The 21,352-nt window shown below is 74.5% G+C and carries 14 protein-coding genes; 6 read left to right on the top strand and 8 right to left on the bottom strand.

What is annotated here, in order from left to right; genetic code table 11:
• The first annotated feature begins 64 nt into the window (after positions 1 to 64).
• The gene (locus V2J63_RS08690) at positions 65 to 6,868 is read left to right on the top strand and encodes a PKD domain-containing protein (RefSeq protein WP_331230629.1); all 6,804 of its coding nucleotides are present in this window, start codon (positions 65 to 67) and stop codon (positions 6,866 to 6,868) included.
• A gap of 23 nt (positions 6,869 to 6,891) precedes the next feature.
• Here V2J63_RS08690 and pepN read toward each other — a convergent pair whose 3' ends face one another.
• Positions 6,892 to 9,537, bottom strand: coding sequence for an aminopeptidase N (gene pepN / locus V2J63_RS08685; protein WP_331230628.1), 2,646 nt, complete (start codon positions 9,535 to 9,537; stop codon positions 6,892 to 6,894).
• 59 nt (positions 9,538 to 9,596) lie between these two features.
• On the opposite strand from pepN, the gene arfB reads away from it, so the two are divergent.
• The gene (gene arfB / locus V2J63_RS08680; RefSeq protein ID WP_331230627.1) at positions 9,597 to 10,022 is read left to right on the top strand and encodes an alternative ribosome rescue aminoacyl-tRNA hydrolase ArfB; all 426 of its coding nucleotides are present in this window, start codon (positions 9,597 to 9,599) and stop codon (positions 10,020 to 10,022) included.
• Between the two features lie 155 nt (positions 10,023 to 10,177).
• Here the strand turns inward: arfB and V2J63_RS08675 are convergent, their stop codons facing one another.
• Positions 10,178 to 10,930 (bottom strand): hypothetical protein, encoded by a 753-nt coding sequence (locus tag V2J63_RS08675; RefSeq protein ID WP_331230626.1) that lies wholly within the window; start codon positions 10,928 to 10,930, stop codon positions 10,178 to 10,180.
• 148 nt (positions 10,931 to 11,078) lie between these two features.
• Between V2J63_RS08675 and V2J63_RS08670 the strand changes: the two genes are divergently transcribed.
• Together V2J63_RS08670 and V2J63_RS08665 are read left to right on the top strand one after the other, a co-directional pair.
• On the top strand, positions 11,079 to 12,089 hold the full coding sequence (locus tag V2J63_RS08670) for an oxygenase MpaB family protein (protein WP_331230625.1): 1,011 nt from the start codon (positions 11,079 to 11,081) through the stop codon (positions 12,087 to 12,089).
• Positions 12,086 to 12,475: a DUF2237 family protein gene (locus tag V2J63_RS08665; RefSeq protein ID WP_331230624.1), complete on the top strand. Its 390-nt coding sequence runs from the start codon at positions 12,086 to 12,088 to the stop codon at positions 12,473 to 12,475. Before V2J63_RS08670 ends, V2J63_RS08665 begins: the two co-directional genes overlap by 4 nt.
• Before the next feature lie 22 nt (positions 12,476 to 12,497).
• Here V2J63_RS08665 and V2J63_RS08660 read toward each other — a convergent pair whose 3' ends face one another.
• Positions 12,498 to 13,898, bottom strand: a complete 1,401-nt coding sequence (locus V2J63_RS08660) for a TrpB-like pyridoxal phosphate-dependent enzyme (RefSeq protein WP_331230623.1) — start codon at positions 13,896 to 13,898, stop codon at positions 12,498 to 12,500.
• Between the two features lie 271 nt (positions 13,899 to 14,169).
• Positions 14,170 to 14,913: a DUF5701 family protein gene (locus V2J63_RS08655; protein WP_331230622.1), complete on the bottom strand. Its 744-nt coding sequence runs from the start codon at positions 14,911 to 14,913 to the stop codon at positions 14,170 to 14,172.
• A gap of 468 nt (positions 14,914 to 15,381) precedes the next feature.
• Here V2J63_RS08655 and V2J63_RS08650 point away from each other — a divergent pair, with 468 nt between their 5' ends.
• The gene (locus V2J63_RS08650; RefSeq protein WP_331230621.1) at positions 15,382 to 16,344 is read left to right on the top strand and encodes an NAD-dependent epimerase/dehydratase family protein; all 963 of its coding nucleotides are present in this window, start codon (positions 15,382 to 15,384) and stop codon (positions 16,342 to 16,344) included.
• A 154-nt stretch (positions 16,345 to 16,498) separates the two neighbouring features.
• Complete coding sequence (locus V2J63_RS08645) at positions 16,499 to 16,942, top strand: MmcQ/YjbR family DNA-binding protein (RefSeq protein ID WP_331230620.1); 444 nt, start codon at positions 16,499 to 16,501, stop codon at positions 16,940 to 16,942.
• On the opposite strand, the gene V2J63_RS08640 is transcribed toward V2J63_RS08645, so the two are convergent.
• From V2J63_RS08640 to V2J63_RS08625, 4 genes are all read right to left on the bottom strand, one after another.
• Entirely contained in the window at positions 16,939 to 17,361 is a 423-nt protein-coding gene (locus V2J63_RS08640) for a hypothetical protein (protein WP_331230619.1), read from the bottom strand. The genes V2J63_RS08645 and V2J63_RS08640 overlap by 4 nt on opposite strands.
• On the bottom strand, positions 17,358 to 18,500 hold the full coding sequence (locus V2J63_RS08635) for an NPCBM/NEW2 domain-containing protein (protein ID WP_331230618.1): 1,143 nt from the start codon (positions 18,498 to 18,500) through the stop codon (positions 17,358 to 17,360). Before V2J63_RS08635 ends, V2J63_RS08640 begins: the two co-directional genes overlap by 4 nt.
• A 115-nt stretch (positions 18,501 to 18,615) precedes the next feature.
• Complete coding sequence (locus tag V2J63_RS08630) at positions 18,616 to 20,391, bottom strand: NPCBM/NEW2 domain-containing protein (RefSeq protein ID WP_331230617.1); 1,776 nt, start codon at positions 20,389 to 20,391, stop codon at positions 18,616 to 18,618.
• 162 nt (positions 20,392 to 20,553) lie between these two features.
• Entirely contained in the window at positions 20,554 to 21,351 is a 798-nt protein-coding gene (locus V2J63_RS08625) for a SagB/ThcOx family dehydrogenase (RefSeq protein WP_331230616.1), read from the bottom strand.
• Position 21,352 lies beyond the last annotated feature (1 nt).

Below are 21,352 nucleotides of genomic sequence, written 5' to 3'. Positions count from 1 at the left end.
TCGGGCACCGGGATTGATCATTCCTACGGCAGCATGACGCTGACCTGTGGACCCCGGAGGAACCATGCGCACGTCTGCCCGAGCCGCCATCGCAGCTGCCGCGGGGGCGGCCCTGGCCCTCGGCACCCTCGCCGGCGCGGCGCTCCCCGCGGCCGCCGACGCGTCGAGCTTCTACCTCGATCGGACGAGCTACGGCCCGAACTCGATCGTGACGATCGACCTCGGCACCCTCACGCGCGACTGCGACACGTTCTGGACCGCCTCGGACATCTACGTCGTGCCGGCCGGCACCGTAGGACCGGGCAGCGCGCTCACCGACGCCGGCGGCGGACCGCCGAACACGATCCAGTCCGCGCTCGGCGGCAGCGCCATCATCGACGAGGTCGTCGCGATCACGCAGCCGAGCGGGTCCCTCGGGACCGGCACGTACGACATCGTCGAGGACACGTGCCAGGACGGCGTGCTCAACGGCTCGGACTCGGTCCTGCGCAACGCGTTCTCCGTGACGATCCCGACCGACGTCCCGATCCTGCCCAACGCCGCGATCGCCGCGATGAAGTCCGACGCCGAGGCCCAGGCGGAGCACTGGCTGAACGCCGCGAAGGCTTACGCCGCCTTCTTCGCCGCGGCGACGACGTACATGGCCGTCTCGGACGCCATGAGCCTCACGGGCTTCTACCTCACCTACGTCTGCCTCGTGCTGCCGTCGCACCCCGACCCGAACATCCCCATCACCTGGTACTGCCCGACGGTGAGCCTCACCGACACCATCCGGCTCCAGCTCGCTGCGGTGAAGACGATCGTCGACCACGCGTCCTACTACGCCGGCATCGCCGCGGACCCACCGGACCCCGACTTCGCCGACCCGAGCACGCTGGCAGCCGTCGACGCCTTCACCGCTGAGGGCGGCGAGCCCATCCTGGGCGCTGTCGCCGAGTGGGCGGGAGCGGTCGCGCGCGGCGCGGCACTGGCGCAGGCGTTCCTCGGATCGCTCGAGAAGTACCAGGGCGCTGCCGAGGAGAACGACGTCGCCGCCGCGCTCATGCATGCCGAGGACATCCAGGACTACGCCGTGCACCTCGACCGGACGCTGCTCGAGCAGTCCGCCGCCGTCGACGATCTCTACGACACGACCGTCGACGCCGGCTTCAACCCCGACGCCACGCTCGCGCTCCTGCGGGAGGGCCGCGAGCGCCTCGCGACCGAGGGCCTCACCGCTGAGGAGGAGCGGGAGCTGCGCAACGCCGGCGTCCCTGAGGAGGCCTTCGAAGACATCGTGGAGACGGTCCTCGAGGACATCGACCTCGACTACACGGGGTCCTTCGGCGACCTCTTCAACGAGCAGACCGCCGTCAACAACGCCATGGGTGGGACGTTCGTCGACCTCGCCAACGCGATGAACCCCGTGATCACCGACCTCGAGGCGGCCCTCGCCGCAGCTGGAGCCGTCCCCTACCCCACCGCGGACGCGGGCGGACCGTACACGGCGACGGCCGGCAGCCCGCTCACCCTGACCGGGGCGTGCACGGACTGCGTGACGTTCGAGTGGGACCTCGACGCCGACGGCGCCTTCGATGACGCGACGGGCGCCGAGGTGGTCCACACGGCGAGCGCCGCGGGCGCGGCGCTCGTGGGCCTGCGCGTCACCGACGCGGGCGGGCGGCGCGCCGCCGACTACGCCCGCGTCTCGGTCGCCGCCAGCACCCGCCCCCCGACCATCACGGCGACGTCACCACCTACCGACTCGCCCGTCCGGGTCGGTGTCGGCGGGGCGCAGAGCTTTTCCGTCACGGCGGGCGATCCCGACGGCGACCCGGTCACCGTGACGTGGTACCTCGACGGCGACGCCGTCGGCACGGGCGCCAACCACACGTTCACCCCGGACCCCGCGCAGGACCGGCTCACCTACGGGCTCCAGGCGCGCGCGAGTGACGACTCCGGTGCGGGGCCGTCCGTGAGCTGGCTCGTCCACGCCGAGCACCCGGACGCCGACGGCGACGGCTGGAACGTGAACGCCGACTGCGACGACGCCGACGCGGCCGTCAACCCGGGGGCCACCGAGGTGGGCGGGAACGGCAAGGACGACGACTGCGACCCGTCGACCCCGGACACCGGACCGCCGGTCGCGAGCTTCACGGTCGCCCCGCAGCCCGCCGTCGCGGGCGAGCCGGTGCAGCTGAGCGACACCTCGACCGACCCCGAGGGCCCGGTCGTCGCGTGGAGCTGGGACGTCGACGGCGACGGCGTCGTCGACTACACGAGCGCGGCCCCGACCCACACGTACGCCGACCCCGGGACGTACGCGGTGACGCTCACCGTCACGGGCGAGGACGACGAGGAGGCGACGACGTCGGCCGACGTCGTCGTCACCGACCGGCCGGTCGCCTCCTTCACGTACTCGCCCGCGATGCCGGACGCCGGTGGGACGGTGACGTTCACCGACACCTCCACCGACGCCGACGGCATCGCCTCCCGCGAGTGGGACCTCGACTACGACGGCGTGACGTTCGACGTCGACTCGACGGAGGTCTCGCCGTCGGCGAGCTTCGACTCCCCCACGACCGTCGCGCTGCGCGTCCGGGACACGCTCGGCGTCACCTCCGCCGTCCACGCGCAGGAGGTCGCCGTGTCCGGCCCGCCCGTGGCGGCGTTCAACCCGCGTCCGGACAACGGCGGCACGAACGTCGCCCTCCTCGACCACGGCGCGAGCGTCCTCGAGACGTCGGGGCAGTGGAGCACGACGTACCGCGCCGAGGAGATGCTCGACGTCGACTACCCCGGCGGCGACACCCCGTGGCTGACGCCCGACCCGGGCACGACCCCCCAGGGGGTGACGGTCGACCTCGGCGGCGTCTACCTCGTCGACCGCATCCAGGTCGGCTCGACCTTCTCGACGACGACGCGCGTCAAGGACCTCGAGATCTCGCTGTCGACGGGCGGCACCGGAGAGATCCGCACCGTCGTCGCGACGGCGCTGGCGAACAACGCCGGCATCGCCGAGTTCGTCCTCCCGGAGCCCGTGCCCGCCCGGTACCTGCGCTACGACGCCCTGAGCAACCACGGCAGCACGAGCTACATCTCGACGAGCGCCCTGCGCGCGCTGACGGGCCAGGTCGGCACCGCGACGGTGACCTTCACGGACCGCACGGCCGACCCGGACGACAACCTCACGTCGTGGCACTGGGACTTCGGCGACGGGCAGACGTCGACCGAGCAGAACCCGGTCCACACCTACGCCGCGCCGGGTGAGTACCCGGTCACGCTCACCGTCGAGGACGCCGACGGGAACGAGTCGCAGGCGACCCTGGTCCAGCGCGTCGTCACCCCGCCCGTCCCGGCCTTCACCTTCCCGGACACGGTCGCGGAGGGCGCCGGCGCGCGGTTCATCGACACGACGCCCGTGGCAGACCGGGGGATCGTCGCGCGCACGTGGACGTGGGGGTACGGGCCGACGTCGGCGGGCTCGGCCGACCTCACCCACTCCTTCCCCGACAACGGCACGTACGACGTGACGCTGAGCGTGACGGACACGTACGGCCAGCAGGCCGCGGTCACCCGCACGGTCACCGTCGAGAACCGGCCACCCACGGCGGAAGCCGGCTCGAACGCGACGCTCTTCGTCGGCACGACCTGGACCCCGAACGGCAGCGTCAACGACCCGAGCCCGACCGACCGGGCCTCGCTCACGTGCGTGTGGGACTTCGGCGACGGCGAGAGCGAGACGATCGAGAGCTGCACGAGCACCCGGCTCCGGGTGCCGCACACCTACGCCGAGGCCGGCACGTACACGCCGAGCCTCACCGTGACGGACAAGGACGGCGCCTCCGCCACGGACACGGCGACGGTGACGGTCAACAAGCGTGGCACGTACCTCAACGTCTACCCCGTGCCCGGCACCGCGGGCGGCGGCGACGTCAGCGTCCGCGCCATGGCGTGGGACACGACGACGTGGCAACCCCTGCCGGGGGCTGAGATCACGCTCGAGCTCGACGGGGACACCGCGGTCGTCACGACCGACGCCGACGGCCTCGTCAGCGCCACGCTGGCCATCCCGCCCGGTGGCGGCACGCTCACGGCGGAGTACGCCGGGGACGACCACCGCCTCGGGGCCTCCGACTCCGACGAGGTGAGCACCGTCCAGCGCCCGCCGGGCGACGTCGTCTTCATGATCGACGAGTCCGGCTCCATGGGCGGCTACCAGGCCGCGGTGCGCGCCAACGTCCTCGCGATCGCCGACCAGCTCGCCCAGTCGATCGACTACCAGATCGGCCTCATGGGCTTCGGCGCCGGCGCGGACCACGACCTGCCCGGCCGGCCCGGGCACCTGCCGCACCTCCACGTCCCGCCGACGGACAACCTCGACGACCTGGCCGCGGCGGCCCAGCAGCTGACGACGTCCGGCGGCACCGAGCCGGGCATCAACGCGGTCATCGACGCGCTGGCGCCGAGCGTCGGCCTGCGGCCGGGTGCCGGGACGTGCCTCGTGCTCATCGCCGACGAGCCGGTCCAGCAGATCGGCGTCACCGTCGACGACGCGCGCGCGGCCCTCGCCGCGAACGACGCCGTGCTGTTCTCGATCATCACGCCCGGTGCCTCGTCGCAGGGCTACGCCGACCTCGCGCTCGAGAGCGGCGGCGCGGTCTTCGACATCGGCACCTTCGGGGCCGACCCGACCCCCGTCCTCAACGCCCTCCTCGGTAGCTGCGTGACGACGATCCTCGAGCGCCCGGACCTCGTCGTCGGGATCGACGACGGGCGTGACGTCGTCAGCGCGGGCGAGCACGTCACGTACACCGTCACGGTCGACAACGTCGGGGAGGCCGGCGCGACGGGCGTCGAGGCACGTGTCGCGCTGCCGGTCGGGACGTCGCTCGTCTCCGCCTCGGACGGCGGCACCGCCTCCGACGGTGTCGTCTCGTGGCCGCTGACCGACCTGGCGACCGGCGCGAGCCTGACGCGCACGCTGACCGTCGAGATCGGCGCCGGGCCGCTGCCGGGCACGGAGCTCGCGCTCGTCGCGGAGGCGAACGACGACGGCACGCTCGGGCCGGACCTCACCCCGGCCAACAACGTCGACACGGACGTCGACACGGTCGTCGCCGTGCCGACGCTCACCGTCGTCACCGCCGTGACGAACGACGACGGCGGGACGGCTCTCCCGGGCGACTTCACGATCGGTGTGCTGGCGGACGGGACGGTCGTGACCAGCGCCCCGGGCAGCACCGACGGGGTGGCGCACACACTCACCGCCGGTGACTACGCGGTCGCGCCGCAGGGCGGGCCGGGTGGCTACACCATGACGTTCGCCGAGGCCTGCGCAGGCACCGGGGACGTGAGCCTCGCCGCCGGCGACGACGCCACGTGCGTCGTCACGTTCGACGACGCCTCGTCCGCGCTCACGGTCGAGACCGTCGTCGTCAACGACGACGGCGGGACGGCGCTCGCCGGTGACGTCACCATCGACGTCCTCGCAGAGGCCGCGGTCGCGGCGAGTGCGCCGGGCAGCGCCGACGGCGTGACGCACCCCCTGGCGGCGGGTGACTACACCGTCGCGCCGCAGGCCTCCCCGGCCGGGTACACCGTCACGTTCGGCGAGGCGTGCGCGGACGCCGGACAGGTGAGCCTCGCCGTCGGGGACGAGGCGACGTGCGTCGTCACCCTCGACGACGTCGCGCCCGTCCTCACCGTCGAGGTCGTCGTCGTCAACGACGACGGCGGCACCGCGGTCCCGGCTGACGTCACCATCGACGTCCTCGCGGGGGCGACGGTCATCGCCAGCGCGCCGGGCAGCACCGACGGGGTGGCGCACACGCTCACCGCCGGCGAGTACGCGGTCGCTCCGCAGGGTGACCCGGCCGGGTATGCCGTCGCCTTCGGCGAGGCGTGCGCGGACGCCGGAGAGGTGAGCCTCGCCGTCGGGGACGAGGCGACGTGCGTCGTCACCCTCGACGACGCCTCGTCCGTGCTTACGGTCGAGACCGTCGTCGTCAACGACGACGGCGGCACGGCCGAAGCGGGAGCGTTCACAGTGGCGGTCGAGCCGGCCGTCGACGGGCTCGCCGCGGCTGTGCAGTCGACGCACGAGCTGAGCGCTGGCGCCTACAGGCTCGTCCCCGGCGACGAGCCTGCGGGCTACGCCGTGAGCGTCGGCGGCGCCTGCACCGCCGACGGCGGCGTGGTCCTCGTGGTCGGCGACAACCGGACGTGCGTCGTCACCTTCGACGACGTCGGTCCGACGCTCACCCTCGAGCTCACGGTCGACAACACCGGTGGCGGGACCGCCGTGGCGGCCGACTTCGAGGTCACCGTCGACGGCGAGGAGGCGGCGCTCGGCGTCGCCCACGCGGTCGACGCCGGCAGCCGGAGCGTCGCGCTGAGCGGGCCGCCCCGCTACGCGCTGGCGATCGGCGGCGGCTGCTCCGCGGACGGGACGATCGACCTCGCCCTCGCCCAGGCCGCGACGTGCAGCCTCACCGCGACGTTCGTGCCGGACGAGCCCACCGAGGAGCCGACCACCGACGAGCCCACCGAGGAGCCGACCACCGACGAGCCGACGGACGAGCCCACGACGGACGAGCCCACCGAGGAGCCGACCACCGACGAGCCGACGGACGAGCCCACGACGGACGAGCCCACCGAGGACCCGACGACGGCTCGGCCCACGCCGACGCCGACGCAGTCGGAGGACCCCTCGGGCGGCGTCGGAGGCGTCACCGACACCCCGACGCGCGGCACGACACCCCCGGTGACGGACCGCCCGGACGACGACCTCCCGCCGACGGGCCGGGCCGGCGTCCTCGCCCTCCTCACGCTCGCCGCCGTCGCGCTCCTCGCCGGGCTTGCCGTAAGGCGGCGGGTGGAGGGATAGCCCGGACGGCGCCGGTCACCGGATCAGGCGCCGGCGACCTGCGCCCGCAGGGCGCGGAGCAGGTGGTCCTCCTCCTCGACGAGGCACCGGCGCAGCGCCGCGGGTGCATCCGAGTTGCGTGCGAGCCAGTCGCGCGTGCGGCGCACCACGGGGTGCCCGGCGGGGTCCTCCCCCGGGACCGCGTCGGCACCGTGGGGGTAGAGCCCGCGCACGAGCCGGTCCGCGATCTCGATGCTGTGCTCGTCCCAGATCCGGCGCAGTGCGGTGAAGTAGGGCTCGGTGAACGGGGCGACGAGCTCGGCGTGCAGCGGCTGCGTGAACCCGGCCACCGTCGCATCGACGTGGTCGTTGGTGAGCCGGCCGGGCTCGAGCAGCGCCTCCCACGCGGCCGCCTTGACCGCTGCCTCGGGGCGTCCGGCGAGGGCGGCGACGTGGTGCGTCTGCGTCGCCGCCGTCGTCTCGCGGGCGAGCTCGGCGTCGAGGTCGGCGACGCTCGCGTCGCCCGTCGCGGCGAGGGCGTGCCACATCGCCCAGCGCAGGTCGGGGTCGAGGCGGAGCCCGCCCACCACGAGCTTGCCGTCGAGGAGGTCCCGGACGCGGGTGGAGGCCGCGCTGGACGTCGCCGCCGCCGCGGCGACGGTCCGCGCCCACACGAGCTGCGCGTCGGACCCGGCCACGGCCCGCTCGAGCTGGTTCCACGCCCCGTCGAGGAGCTCGGCGCGCCCGTCCCCGCGCTCACCGGCGGGCAGGTAGCGCTCGATGGCGAGGCGGGCGTTGGTCGTGATGTCGCGCAGCGTGCCGATGTCGCTCTCGCGCGGGGCGTGGCGCAGGACAGTGCGTACGTAGGCCCGGGCGGGGAGCACGGCGTCGCGGGTGGCGTTCCACATGGCCGACCAGACGAGGGCCCTCGGGAGGCTGTCGACGATGTCGCTCACATGCTCGTGAGCCATCCACAGCGAGGCAGGGTCGAGGCGGACCTTGGCGTAGGTGAGATCCTCGTCGTTGAGGAGGATGAGTGCGGGCACCCGCGCGCCGACGGCCTCGCTCACCTCGGCCGTCGGCCCGGTGACGTCGAGCTCGATCCTGCGGCTCCTGCGCAGCTCGCCCTCGTCCGTGAGGTCGTAGAGACCGACGACGAGCCGGTGCGGGCGAACGACCGTCTCCTGCGTCGTCGGGTCCGTGGCGGCCTGGCGGATCCGGAGGGAGCGGATGAGCAGGGTGCTCGCCCCCGCGGCGTCGTGACCTGCCTCGACGCCGACCTCCGGCGTGAGCGTCGACGTGCCCGCGGTCTGCAGCCACAGTCGTGCCCACTCCCCCAGGTCCCGCCCCGACGCGTCCTCGAGCGCGGCGAGGAGGTCCGCGAGGGTCGTGCTGCGGTAGGCGTGCGCTCGGAAGTACGTCCGCGAGCCCGCGAAGAAGGCCTGCTCGCCCACGTAGGCGACGAGCTGCTTGAGCACCGCGGCGCCCTTGGCGTACGTGATGCCATCGAAGTTCTGCTTGGCCGCCTCGAGGTCGGGGATGTCGGCCACGACCGGGTGCGTCGTCGGGAGCTGGTCCTGGAGGTAGGCCCACGCCTTGCGCCGCGAGGCGAACGCCGTCCACGCGTCGGTGAAGCGGGTCGACGCGACGGACGCGTGGCTGCCCATGTAGTCCGCGAAGGACTCCTTGAGCCACAGGTCGTCCCACCAGCGCATGGTGACGAGGTCCCCGAACCACATGTGCGCCATCTCGTGGAGGATCGTGTTCGCGCGCCCCTGGTGCTGGGCGTACGTCGCCGCCGAGCGGAAGACGTACGCCTCGGTGAAGGTGACCACGCCCGGGTTCTCCATGGCGCCGAGGTTGTACTCGGGCACGAACACCTGGTCGTACTTGCCCCACGGGTAGGGGTAGTCGAAGGCGACGTGGAAGAAGTCGAGCCCCTGCGCGGTGATCTCGAGGATCTCCTCCGCGTCGAGGTACGGGCTCAGGGACTGGCGGCACAGGACGGAGAGCGGGACGTCGAGGCGTTCGCCGTCCGGCAGCTCGGTCGACCAGTGGCCCTCGACACGGTGGTAGGGCCCGGCCACGACGGCCGTGATGTACGTCGCGAGGGGCGGCGTCGGCGCGAACACCCAGCGCCGGGCGGCAGGCAGGCCGTCGGCCGCCGGGACGCGCTCGACGACGTCGGGCGCGGAGTTCGAGACGACGTCCCACTGCGACGGCGCGAGGACGACGGCGGTGAAGGTCGCCTTGAGGTCGGGCTGCTCCGCGCAGGCGAAGACGCGGCGCGCGTCGGCCGGCTCGTACTGCGTGTAGAGATACGTCTCGCCGTCGACCGGGTCGACGAACCGGTGGAGGCCCTCGCCGGTACGCGAGTAGTCGCCCTCGGCGCGGACGGTGACGGCGGTCGGCGCGCCGTCGGTCCGCAGACCGGTGAGCCGGACGCGAGCGCCGTCGTGGTCGACCTCTCGAGGCGCGCCGTCGACCTCGACGGCGTGGACGACCGGCCCGATGAAGTCGAGGAACGTCTCGCTCACGTCGGAGGTGAGGTGGACCGTCGTCGTCGTGGGGAAGGTGCGGCAGGCGGGGTCGGGTGCGCCCCGCAGGTCGAGCTCGACGCGGTAGTCGTGGACGGTGAGGGCGGCGGACCTGGCCTGCGCCTCGTCCCGGGAGAGGTTTGCGGTGCTCACCCACGCAGCCAACCAGATCCGCGGGCGGGGTGCCGAGGGCGGGGTGGCATCCTGGGAGCATGGGTGCGGGCATCCGGGTGCGCCCGGACGTGACGGTCGGCGCGGACGAGCTGCGCTGGCGCTTCTCGCGCGCCTCCGGACCGGGCGGACAGGGGGTCAACACGACCGACTCCCGGGTGGAGCTCTACTTCGACGTCGCCGGCTCCGGCGCTTTCAGCGAGACGCAGCGGGAGCGGGTCCTGGCCGCCCTCGAGGGCCGGCTCACGGACGGGGTGCTGCGGATCGCGGCCTCCGAGCACCGGTCGCAGCGGCAGAACCGGGAGAGCGCACGCGAGCGCCTCGGTGCGCTGCTGCGCGAGGCGCTCGCGCCTCCTCCACCACCGCGCCGGGCGACGCGACCTTCGCGGGGTGCGCTCCGCCGTCGGGCCGCGAGCAACAAGCAGCGGGCGGAGACGAAGAAGCTGCGCCGGCCTCCCTCGGACTGAGGCGCCGGCGGTCCGCCCGGGTCCGCGACGCTCGCCCACGGGGCCGGGCACGTGCTGCGCCGCCGTTCGCCGAGGTCGAACGCCGGGAACGGGCGCTCCCGACGCGCCCGGGCGTCGGTGCGGCCAGCCGCCGGTGCTCCCAGGCGTCTGCGCGGCTAGGAACCGGGCCGGGCCCGCCCGTTGAGCGGCGCGCGACGGCGCGCGAGGACGTAGGCGGGGTCGCGGACCCGCGCGATCCACGGGTACTGGCTCGTGCCGGCCGGGATGTTGCCGACCGGGTCGAAGCGCAGCGGCGGGTCGGAGTCGGGGCCGACCGGGTCGGTGCTCGCGACGAGTCGTGCGAACGGCTCCCACCGGCGGCTCCCGGGCGAGGACGCGCTCATCTCCCACGCGCGCGTGGCCGACGGCGTCGGGCTCGGGACGGGCGTGAGCCGGAGCTGGAGCGGCCCGCTCGGGGTGCGCAGGGGCATGAGGGTCGTCATCGGGGTGTGCGCGTCGCGGCGCGGGAGGAGCACGTACCGCGTGAGGATGCCGACCCCGGTCGTGGCGAAGAGGAGGTCGACGGTGCCGTCGCGGCCGGGCAGGCGCACGGCTGCACCGAGGATGTCCGGCAGCGGCTCCGGGAGCCCCATGGCCCGCGAGATGCGGACGTGGCCCTCGTCCCGTCCGGCCTCGTCCGTGAGCGGCACCCCGCCACGGCGGGACGAGCCCGCCCCGTCGCGCGCGAGGCCCGCCCGCTCGAGGGTCGCCGCGTGGACGGTGCCCCGGGGGTGGAGCGGCTTGGCGCGACGGAGTGCCCCGACGGCGCCGAGCACCTGGCCGACGACCTCCCCGGCGACGGCGGCCGCCAGCTCACCGGCACGGCTGGCGGCGGTCCGACGCGGGGACGGGGTGAGATCGGTGGCCATGTGCCCAGCATCGTCGGCTCGGTGGGAGGACGCATCCGTGGGGGCCGCGGCGGGCCGGAGCGTGGCGACTCCGTGACGGCAGAGCCGCGAGAGGCGTGAGAGGCGCATCGTCGCGCGGGGCGGCACGCGTTCTGCGCACACTGGTCGCATGACGCCCACGAGCACCGTCCGCCGGCGACTCGCCGACCAGCTCTTCGAACGCGTGGCGGGAGCCGACGGCGACGCCGCACGCCGGCGTATCCACGGAGCCCTGGGCCCACGCTGGTTCACGGCGCGCGACCCGATCCAGCGGGTCCACGGCGACCCGTCGATGTACGTCGGCGGGCTCCGCGCGCTGCTCCTCCAGTCTCTCCACCCGCTGGCGATGGCGGCGGTCTCCGACTTCTCGGACTACCGCACGGACCCGTGGGGCCGGCTCGCGCGGACGAGCACGTTCATCGCGGAGACGACGTTCGCCCGCGTCGAGGACGCAGAAAGGGCCATCGCGGTCGTGCGCGCCGTGCACCGGCACATCGCCGGGACGACGCCGGACGGCCGCGCCTACCGGGCGGACGACCCGCACCTGCTCACGTGGGTGCACATCGCGGAGATCGACAGCTTCCTCACCGCGCACCAGCGCTTCGGGGCCCGCCCGCTCAGCCCTGCGGAGGAGGACGAGTACGTGGCGCAGGCGGGTGGGGTGGCGCGGCGGCTCGGCGCGGACGAGGTCCCCACCACGCGCGCCGGGCTCACGGCGATGATCGAGTCGTTCCGGCCGGAGCTGCAGCGCACGGCCGCGGCCCTCGAGGCGGCCGACTTCCTCCTCCACCGGCCGCCGGTCGCGCGCACCGTCCGGCCTGCCTACGCCGTCGTCGTGCGGGCGGCCGTGGCCTCGCTCCCCCGCTGGGCGCGCGAGCCGCTCGACCTGCCCGACCACCCCCGCCGCGACGCGACGTTGGGGCGGCTCGCTGGTCACGCGAGCACCAGGGCGCTGCGCTGGATCTCGGGAGGGATCGAGCCCGTGGCGGACGCTGCGCCGACGGGGGTGGAGGACGCCGTCGCCCCGGTGCGAGTCGAGGACGACGTCCGGGGCGATCTCGCCGTGCCGACGGACGGCACCGGCGCCGCGCGCGGTGCGGGCCACGCAGCCCCGGTGGCAGCGGCGGACCGCGAGTCGTGACCGCGCGCAACGCCCTGGGCGGCCCGCTCGAGGACTGCGGGACAGATCCCGTGACGGGCTACTACCGGACGGGCCGGTGCATCGCTGACGAGGCCGACACCGGCAACCACAGCATCTGCGCCGTCATGACGTCCGAGTTCCTCGCGCACCAGCGACGGACGGGCAACGACCTCGTCACGCCCCGGCCGGAGTGGCAGTTCCCCGGGCTGCGGCCCGGGGACCGGTGGTGCGTCGTCGCGGCGCGCTGGCTCCTCTCGCACGAGGCGGGGGTTGCCGCGCCCGTCGTGCTCGCGTCCACCGACGAGCGCGCGCTCGAGGTGGCGCCGCTCGAGCTGCTGCTACGCTACGCCGTCGACGTGCCCGACGACGCCGGCTCGCTCACGTAGCCGTGCGCGAGCCGGCGAGGGGTCAGACGTAGTCGGAGTACGCCGGGAGGTCGAGCTGGCCGTTGCCGGACAGGCCGATGACGATGACCTCGCCGTCGGCAGCCTGCCGCGCGTAGGCGATGGCCCCGGCGACGGCGTGCGTCGACTCCGGTGCCGGGATGATCCCCTCCGCACGGGCGAAGAGGACCCCGGCGGCGAACGCGTCGTCCTGCTCGACGGCGGTCGCCTCGAGGAGCCCGAGATTGAGGGCGTGCGAGACCATCGGCGCCATGCCGTGGTACCGCAGACCCCCGGAGTGGATGGCGGGCGGGACGAAGTCCTTGCCGAGCGTGTGCATCTTGAGCAGCGGGGTGAGCCCCGCGACGTCGCCGTGGTCGTAGCGGTACTCACCCTGGGTGAGCGACGGGCAGGCGGCAGGCTCGCAGGCGACCACCCGCGTCGTCGTCCCCTCCCGAAGGTTCTGGCCGATGAACGGGAAGGTGAGGCCGGCGAGGTTCGAGCCGCCCCCGGCGCAGCCGAAGATGACGTCGGCACCCGACTCCCCCGCCTGGGCGAGCTGGTCGATCGCCTCGAGGCCGATGACGCTCTGGTGCAGCATGACGTGGTTGAGGACGGAGCCGAGGGAGTAGTGGGCGCCGGGGTCCTTGACGGCCGCCTCGACGGCCTCGCTGATGGCCATGCCGAGGGAGCCGGTCGTGTCCGGGTGCTCGGCGAGGATGGCACGGCCCGCGTCGGTGAGCTCCGACGGCGACGAGTGGCACACGGCGCCGTAGGTCTCCATCTGGAAGCGGCGGTACGGCTTGGAGTCGTAGGAGGCGCGGACCTGCCAGACCTCGCACGTGAGTCCGAGGAGGGCGCACGCCATCGACAGGGACGCTCCCCACTGGCCCGCGCCCGTCTCTGTCGTGAGGCGGTGGACGCCCTCGGCGGCGTTGTAGTACGCCTGGGCGACCGCGGTGTTCGGCTTGTGGGAGCCGACGGGACTGACGCCCTCGTACTTGTAGTAGATCCGCGCCCTCGTGCCGAGCTCTCGCTCGAGCCGCGTCGCCCGCACGAGCGGGGCGGGACGCCACATCGCGTAGATCTCGCGCACCGTCTGCGGGATCTCGATGTACCGCTCCGTGCTGACCTCCTGCTCGATGAGTGCCATCGGGAAGAGGGGCGCGAGGTCCTCCGGCACGAGCGGCTCGTGGGTGCCGGGGTGGAGGTGAGGCGGAGTCGGCTCGGGGAGGTCGGCCGCGAGGTTGTACCAGTGCGTCGGGACGGTCGCGGGGATGACGCTGTTGAGCGGCTCGATGCCAGGGGCGGTGGTCCGCCCGACCGGCGGGGCCAGCGGGGCAGGCGGGGTGGCGGTCGCGTCGGCTGCGGCGGTCGCGTTGGCGGTCTGCGACGTGTGGGTGTCCTGCTGGGTGGCGTCGACCATGACGTCCTTCTCTCTCTCTCGAGTCCGGGCTTCCCGGAGCCTAGCGCCGGGCAGGAGCGGCGTGGCCGTGTTCCAGCGGCGGTCGCGCGGACCCGCGCGCTCAGTGCTGGACGACGGGCCGTGAGGCCGGAGGATGCGGCGTGCGCCCAGGGCCCGGCACCGGCGGCCGTACGACTGACCCGGAGCGGCCCGCCATCACGGGCCGCGGCTCGAGGTACCGGACGGGGCGCGCAGCTCACCGGCCGGGACCTCGAGCGGCGGGGACGAGCTGTCAGTCCTGCTTCGACGGCGACCCGCGGCGGAGCGCGGCAGAGGCCGTCCCGAGCCACGTGTGCGGGTTGCGGTCCCAGCACCATCCGAGCTTCGGCTGGCGCTTGCTGATCCAGACCGCTGGCACGCGCTGGTTCGTCCCGGTGCGCGACCCTGCGAGCGAGAAGCACCGGTTCGGCCGGAGCGTGTCCGGCCGGACGACGACGAGCGCGATCCCCTCGGCGATGGTCAGCGGCGTCCGGCCCCGCGCCCTGATGGTGGAGAGCGCGGACTCCGGCGTGACGTTGACGTAGGTGCTACCCGTGTCGATCCCCGACAGGAGGTAAGCGAAACCAGCAGGAAGCTCGACGTCGTCGATCGGTCGGTACGTAGCCATCTCGCCGTCGTCGATGACGCTGATGCCCGTGCGCGTGCCCAGACGCATCGCCGGCACGAGCGCATTCGGGGCGACGGCGTGGGGAGAGAGCACGAGGACGAACGGGACGTGGTCGTCCTCGGGGACATCGCCGGCGTCACCGGTCAGTGCGAGCGACTCGGCCTCAGCACGCAGCGGCGCCACCGCCGCGCGGCAGGCGGCGTCATCGAGGCCCACAAGAGCCGGGACGCCGAGCTCGACGTAGACCTCGACCTGACGGTCGAGCTCGGCGGCGCTGTCGGCAGTCGGGTCGAACGCGTTCGCCGACGGCGAGGTGGCGGAGAGGAGGGGTGAAGGATCGGAGCCTGCGGTGTCGACGTCAACGGTCATGAGCGATCCTTTCGGTCTGCTGCCTGCCACGGGCGGAACGCACACGGAAGGACGGCGGGCGAGCCGGAGAGCGCGCGAGCGTGGGCCCGCCAGCCGCCAGCCGCCAGCCGCCAGCCGCCGCCAGCCGCCAGCCGCGAGCGGGCGGGGGGCAGTGGAAGGGAAACGCGGGTGCACCGCGTCCTGTTCCCGGCGCGCACGGATCATCGCTGCCGCGCACGGTTCGGCGCCGCCGCGCATCGCGCCGACGTTCGATCTCCACTGCCCAATCGCGTCTGGCGGTGCCACCGTGGGCGAGCGCGTCGGTACGCCCTCCACGTCTCGGCGGGACGCGCCCGTGACCCTACAGTCCCGCCGAGCACGCGACGCGCAGGTCGCGGCGGCGCCGGGCACGCACGGACTCGACGCAAGTCACCGGCGCGGGCGCGCACGGGCTCGACTGCGGTCGGCGGCGTCGTGTTGACTCACCGCATGCGACGCGTCCTCGTGCTCGGTGGAACGGCCTGGCTCGGGCGCGAGATCGCGCGCGCGGCCGTCGCGGACGGCGCCGAGGTCGTGTGCCTCGCCCGCGGCACGTCCGGCGTCGCGCCCGAGGGGGCGCGCCTCGTCGTGGCCGACCGCACGAGCGCCGGCGCCTACGACGGGCTCGAGGGTGAGTGGGACGAGGTCGTCGAGCTCGCCTACTCACCGGACCTCGTCACGTCCGCGCTCGACGCCCTCGCGGACCGGGCGCGTCACTGGACGCTCGTCTCGAGCGTGTCGGTCTACCGGAGCAACGACGAGCCGGGGGCCGACGAGTCGGCCGACCTCGTCGAGCCCGTCGACCTCACCGAGTACGCGGACGCCAAGGTCGCGGCCGAGCGCGCGGCGGCGGCGCGCCTCGGGCAGCGGCTGCTCGTCGCCCGCCCCGGACTCATCGTCGGCCCGGGCGACCCGAGCGACCGCTTCGGGTACTGGCCGGCGCGCCTGGACCGCGGCGGACGCGTCCTCGCTCCCCCGACAGCGGGGCGGTTCGTCCAGGTCATCGACGTGACCGACCTTGCGGAGTGGATCGTGCGGGCCGGCCGCGCCGCGGAGACGGGCGCCGTCAACGCGGTCGGCTCGAGCCAGACGTTCGACGAGCTCCTCGCCCAGATCGCCGCCGTCACCGGCTTCGCCGGCGAGGTCGTCCGCGTCGACGACGCCTGGCTGCTCAGCCAGGACGTCCACCACTGGGCCGGCCTCCGGTCGCTCCCCCTGTGGCTCCCCGAGGACGCCCCGGGGTTCGCCCAGCGCAGCGACGCGGCCTACCGCGCCGCCGGTGGGCGCACCCGACCGCTGCCCGAGACCATCGCCCGGGTGCTGTCGGACGAGCGGGCGCGCGGCCTTGCGCGTTCCCGCCGCTGTGGGCTCACCCCCGAGGAGGAGGCCGACCTCCTCGACCGCGCGCGCTGAACGCCCCACGTCGGCCGACCAGCCAGGGTCGGCTGACGACCCGCGTCAGCCGACCGGCCGCCCTGAGCCGTCCTCCACCGCGCCGACCTCTTTCACGCACATATATGCGCGACCTACGATCGGGGGCAGACCACCCGCCGGCGTGGAGGCGACCATGGCGCACCCGCAGATGTTCGACGACGGCGACCCCTACCTGCGCCGCCTGCGTCCCATCGCCCTCGCCTTCCCGGACGCCGAGGAGCTCATCTCCCACGGGCGGCCCTGCTTCCGGGCGCGGAAGCTCTTCGCGGTCTACGGGTCCTCGACGAAGGGCTCCGCCACGACCCGCACGGACTACCCGCACGGCCTCCTCGTGCTGCCGGCCGAGGAGGAGCGTCGGGCCGTCGAGGCGGACCCGCGCACCTTCCTCCCGGCGTACCTCGGCGCCTACGGGTGGGTCGGGCTGGACCTCGCCGCCGGTGGCGCGGGCCCCGACGGCGTCGACTGGGCCGAGGTCGCCGAGCTGCTCGACGACTCCTACCGCCAGGTGGCCGCTGCGGCGATGGTCGCGCGGCTGGACGCCGACGGCGGACCAGCCGGGCGCGGTACCCCTCGCTAGCGCCCCAGGACCGCGGAGACGTCGAGCAGCTCGGCCGCCGGGAGCTCGCCGGGGGTCTCGTCCCCGACCGGCACGTACTCGAGCTGGTCGAGCCAGCCGTCACTGACGAAGAGGATGAGGAAGTCGCTGCTGCCCGCGATCGCGGCCGTCGCCACGTCGGACGAGGCGCACCTGGGCGTGGGCGGGTGCTCGAGGTAGACGGTCGGGCAGCCGCACCCGCAGCCCCCGGACACCTGTGCCCCGTCGACCTGCGCCCGCAGCGCGGCAGCCTCGTCCCCGAGGGCGTCGAGCATCCGGTGGAGCACCGCGCGCTCACGCCGGCTGGCCGGTCGGACGCCGGCCTCGGCCGCCACGCCCACCCGCGGTCCGCGGCACGGCGCCTCGCTCACCCGCGGTCCGCCGACCGACGCCTCACTCACCCGTGGCCCATCGCCCGGCGTCGCGCCGTGGCGGCACCGACGGCGGCGGCGCCGGCGAGCACGAGCCCGAGGGCGAGACCGGCCGACCCCTGGGCGACACCGGTCCGGGGCAGCTCGTCACGCCCCGAGGCGGTTCGGGGCGCTCCCGGCCCGTCCCCGGCGCCGCCAGCGCCGTTCCGGCCCGGCCCGACGTCGCCGGGATCTGTCCCCTCGGGCGTTTCCGCCGGGGGGACGGCCGTCGGGGTCTCGACGGCGGTGGGCGTCTCGCCGGGCGTGGGCGTCTCGACGGGCGGCGGCTCCTCGGTGGGCCCGTCCGGGGTCCGCTCGAACGCGTACGCCCAGGCCGGCGCCCCGACGTTGGGGTCGAGCTGGTACCCGGGGGCGGCCTCGACGAACACGTTGATAGTCTCGGTCAGCACGGGATGCGTACCGGGCGGCAGGACCACCCCGTTGACGGCGTACTCGGCGCCCTCGACCGCGGGGATCGTCACGGTGTCGGACGCCGTCCCGGGGAGGTCGACGACGGTCGGCTCCTCGACGTCACCCACGAGCCGGTCGCCGCAGATGAGCCGGGCCGCGGCCCAGTTGGCGTGGTCGTCCGCGTCGTCCGCGCGCCCGTCGACGACGAGATCGAGGTACTCGACGCCGCTGACGTCGACGTCGACCTGCTCCACCGCCGAGGCTCCGGTGAGCACGGGCGTCGCCGCGAGGGTCGCGCCGTCGCCGGCCACCGTGAACGTCACGGACCCGCCGGCGCCGCGGGAGTCGTCGATGCCGACGTCCGCGCGGAACGACCAGCACCGGCCGCCCAGGTAGAGACGGACCGCGGAGTCGGCATGGGTGCCCAGCCCAGAGTCGTACGTGACCCCGTCGACGCTCATGACGGGGCCGTCGCCGGCGTCCGCGCCCCCGACGGCGCGGTTCCGCTCGACCGGCCCTAGCCCGTTGCTCTCCGCGACCCACACGAGAGCCGAGACGTCGACGTTCTCGGTGGGCGCGGCGACGGCCGCCGGCGGAGCCTCGGCCACGGCGGGCACTGCGAGCACGGGCAGCGCGAGCGCCGCGCCGGCCACGCCGACGAGGACCGACCGGCCGCGGCGGAGGGGGGCGGAGGGGTGGACGAACGGTGACAGCGACATGACGGTGGCGCTTCCTCTGGCGGTGACAGGCGGCTCCGTTGCCGCCCGTATCAGGAGTGATCCGCGTCACACTACATGAGCGGTCGCCCGCTGATGCCCTCCCTCCGGCGCGCCGTCAGACGGCGTCGGCGCGTCGCGCCCCCCGCCTCGCCGCCATGCTTGCCAGCGCCCCGGCGAGCACCATCGTCAGGGCCGCGACCGGCCCGGCTCCGGTGCCTGCCCCGGTGCGTGCGAGGCCGTCCGCGCCGCCCGCAGGACCCACCGCACCGGATCCGCCGGGTCCGCCGGCCGGGGTGGTGGCGTCGTCCGTGGACCCACCTGCCTGGCCGCCGGCCTGACCATCGGTCGGCCCGCCCGACGCGTCGTCCGTGGCCCCACCGGTCGGGCTGTCCGTCGGGTCGTCCGTCGGGTCCGGGTCCGGCTCCCCCGTCGTCGGCTCCTCGACGTCGAACGCGAAGGACCACCGCGGTCCCGCACGGTCCGGGTCGATCTGGTAGCCCTCGAGAGCGCGGATCGACACGATGACCACGGCCGCCGTCACGACGTTCTCGCCGGCCGGTGCAACGACGCCGTCGATGAGGTACTCCACGCCCTCGACGGACGGGATCGTCACCGAGTCGGCTCCCGTTCCGGGGGCGTCGGCGACGGTCGGCTCCAGGATCCCGCGTACGAGGGTGTCGCCGCAGACGACGCGCGCCCGCGCCCAGTCGGCGTGGTCGCCGACCTCGTCGTCCACCGCGTCGACGACGAGGTCGAGGTAGTCGGCGCCCGTGACGTCGACGTCAACGAGGTACCCCGCCGATGCGCCGGTGAGGACCGGCGTCGTCAGCAGCGTCTCGCCGTCGGCCATTACGGCGAAGGCCACCGAGCCTCCCGCGCCCTGCGAGTCGTCGATCCCGACGGTGGACCGGAAGGCCGAGCACTGGCCGCCGAGGTAGACCCGCACGGCGGAGTCGGCGTGGGCTCCGAGACCCTTGGCGTACGTGACGCCGTCGAGCGTGAGCACCCCGCCGTCGCCTGCCGCGGGTCCGCCGACCGCCGTGTCCCTCTCCACCGGGCCGAGGCCGTTGCGCTCCGAGACCCACTCGAGGTCGGAGACGTGGACGTTCTCCGTGGGCGGCGGCAGGAGCAGCCAGCGCGAGCGCACCATCGGCGTGAGGACGTGACCGTCGAGCGCCTGGGCGCTGACGAGGATCCTCCCGGTGAGGGGGTACGCGCCGGGCGCCACGACGGCGCCGCCGACGACGTACTCCAGGCCGTCCACGGCGGGGATCGTGTAGCTGCCGCCGGAGTACGTCACGGGCGCCGGCGCGACCGGGACGAGCTCGGTCCCCGGCTCCGCGCCCGTGCGGTAGACGGTGACCGCGTCGACCGCGACCGTCCTTCGCGGCTCGCCCCCGGCCCCGCGGACCGTCGCGGTGAGGACGTGCGCACCCGGGCCGACGACGGGGCTCGTCCACACCGTCGCCACGGCGATCTCGGGAGCGTAGTGGTCGATGACGACGCCCTCGCCGCCGTCGACGGCGTACTCGACGGTGCCCTGCAGCGGCCCGACGGGCGCGGTCACGGCGACGGCGTCCCCGTCGAACTGCACCGACCAGGTGGCGCCCGCGACGTCGGTGGCGTGGACCCGCCCCTCGCCCGCCTCGGGCAGGGCGGACTCGAACCAGTGGTCGGAGTAGGCGAACATCCCCACGCCGTCCGCCGTCATGGCGTCGTCGATCGTCACGGGGCGCGGCACCGGCTGGACCACCGCCGCCACCGGACCCGCAGCCTCGGCGGCGACGCCCAGCGCGGGCAGGAGCAGCACGCCCCCGGCAAGGCCGGCGGCGAGACGCATGTGGCCGCGTCGTCGGGCGAAGGGCGGGCGGGAGCTCGTGCGTGACGCCATGGGCGGGTGGTCCTCTCGGTGGGGACCGTCGTCACCGTCGGTCCTGCTCGTTCGTGCGGCACTGCGGGACCGCGTTCGTCGACGGTAACCACCGGTCCGAGCTTCCGCCTCGCCAGATCCTCGACCTTTCGCCAGACCTCGTGGCCCCTGCGGGCCTTCCCGTCACCCGGACGGCAGGGCCCGCTGGGACATCCGCCCCGCCGTCGCCGGCACGCCGACCGCCGTCGCGTAGAGCGCCACCTCCCGCTCGGCGTCGATCCGGAGCAGGCCGGCGAGCTCGTCGTCGTAGAAGCCGCCGAGGTTGACGGCGCCGAGGCCGAGCGCCGTGGCGGCGAGGTCAAGGGTCTGGCTGACGTGCCCCGCCTCGAGGAGGAGGTAGCGGTACCCCCGGTCGCCGTACTTGACGAGCGAGCGCCCCGTCACGGCGCTGACGACGACGACGCACGCCGCGCGGGGGACCCACGGCTGGCCCATGAAGAGGTACTCGAGCAGCCGGCTCGGGAACGGCCCCTCGCGGACGAGCTCGAGCCCGTCCGCGGCCGGCACGTAGTGGTGGACGCCGGGCACCAGGCCGTCGACGGAGCGGACGACGACGCTGAGCTCGAGCGGGTAGAGCCCTCCCCCGGACGGGTTGGGCCGCTCGACGATCTCCGTGCCGGCGCCCGCGCGCCGGCCGAGCACGCCGTAGCCGCTGCGCAGGAGTGTCGCGAGGCGCGCCAGGTCGAGCGGGTAGGGCGCGAACGCGCGGCACGAGACCCGGTCGGCGAGGACGTCGAAGAGGCCGGTGGAGGGCCGGGGCCCCTCCGGCAGCGGGGTCCACGGCGTCCCGGGCCGCTCACGCCCCGGCGCCGGCGCGGGACTCCCTCCGGCGAGCGGCGAGAAGACCCACCGAGCGGTCGCCCGGTGGAACGTCCAGGCGACCGGCTGGGCGTCGCGGAACACGCTCGGGTCGGGGGGCACC

The sequence above is a fragment of the Georgenia wangjunii genome, assembly GCF_036421975.1.
GTDB lineage: Bacteria > Actinomycetota > Actinomycetes > Actinomycetales > Actinomycetaceae > Georgenia_A > Georgenia_A wangjunii.
The sequence above is the reverse complement of the archived record's forward strand: the minus strand, read 5'-3'. Positions and strand labels throughout refer to the sequence as shown.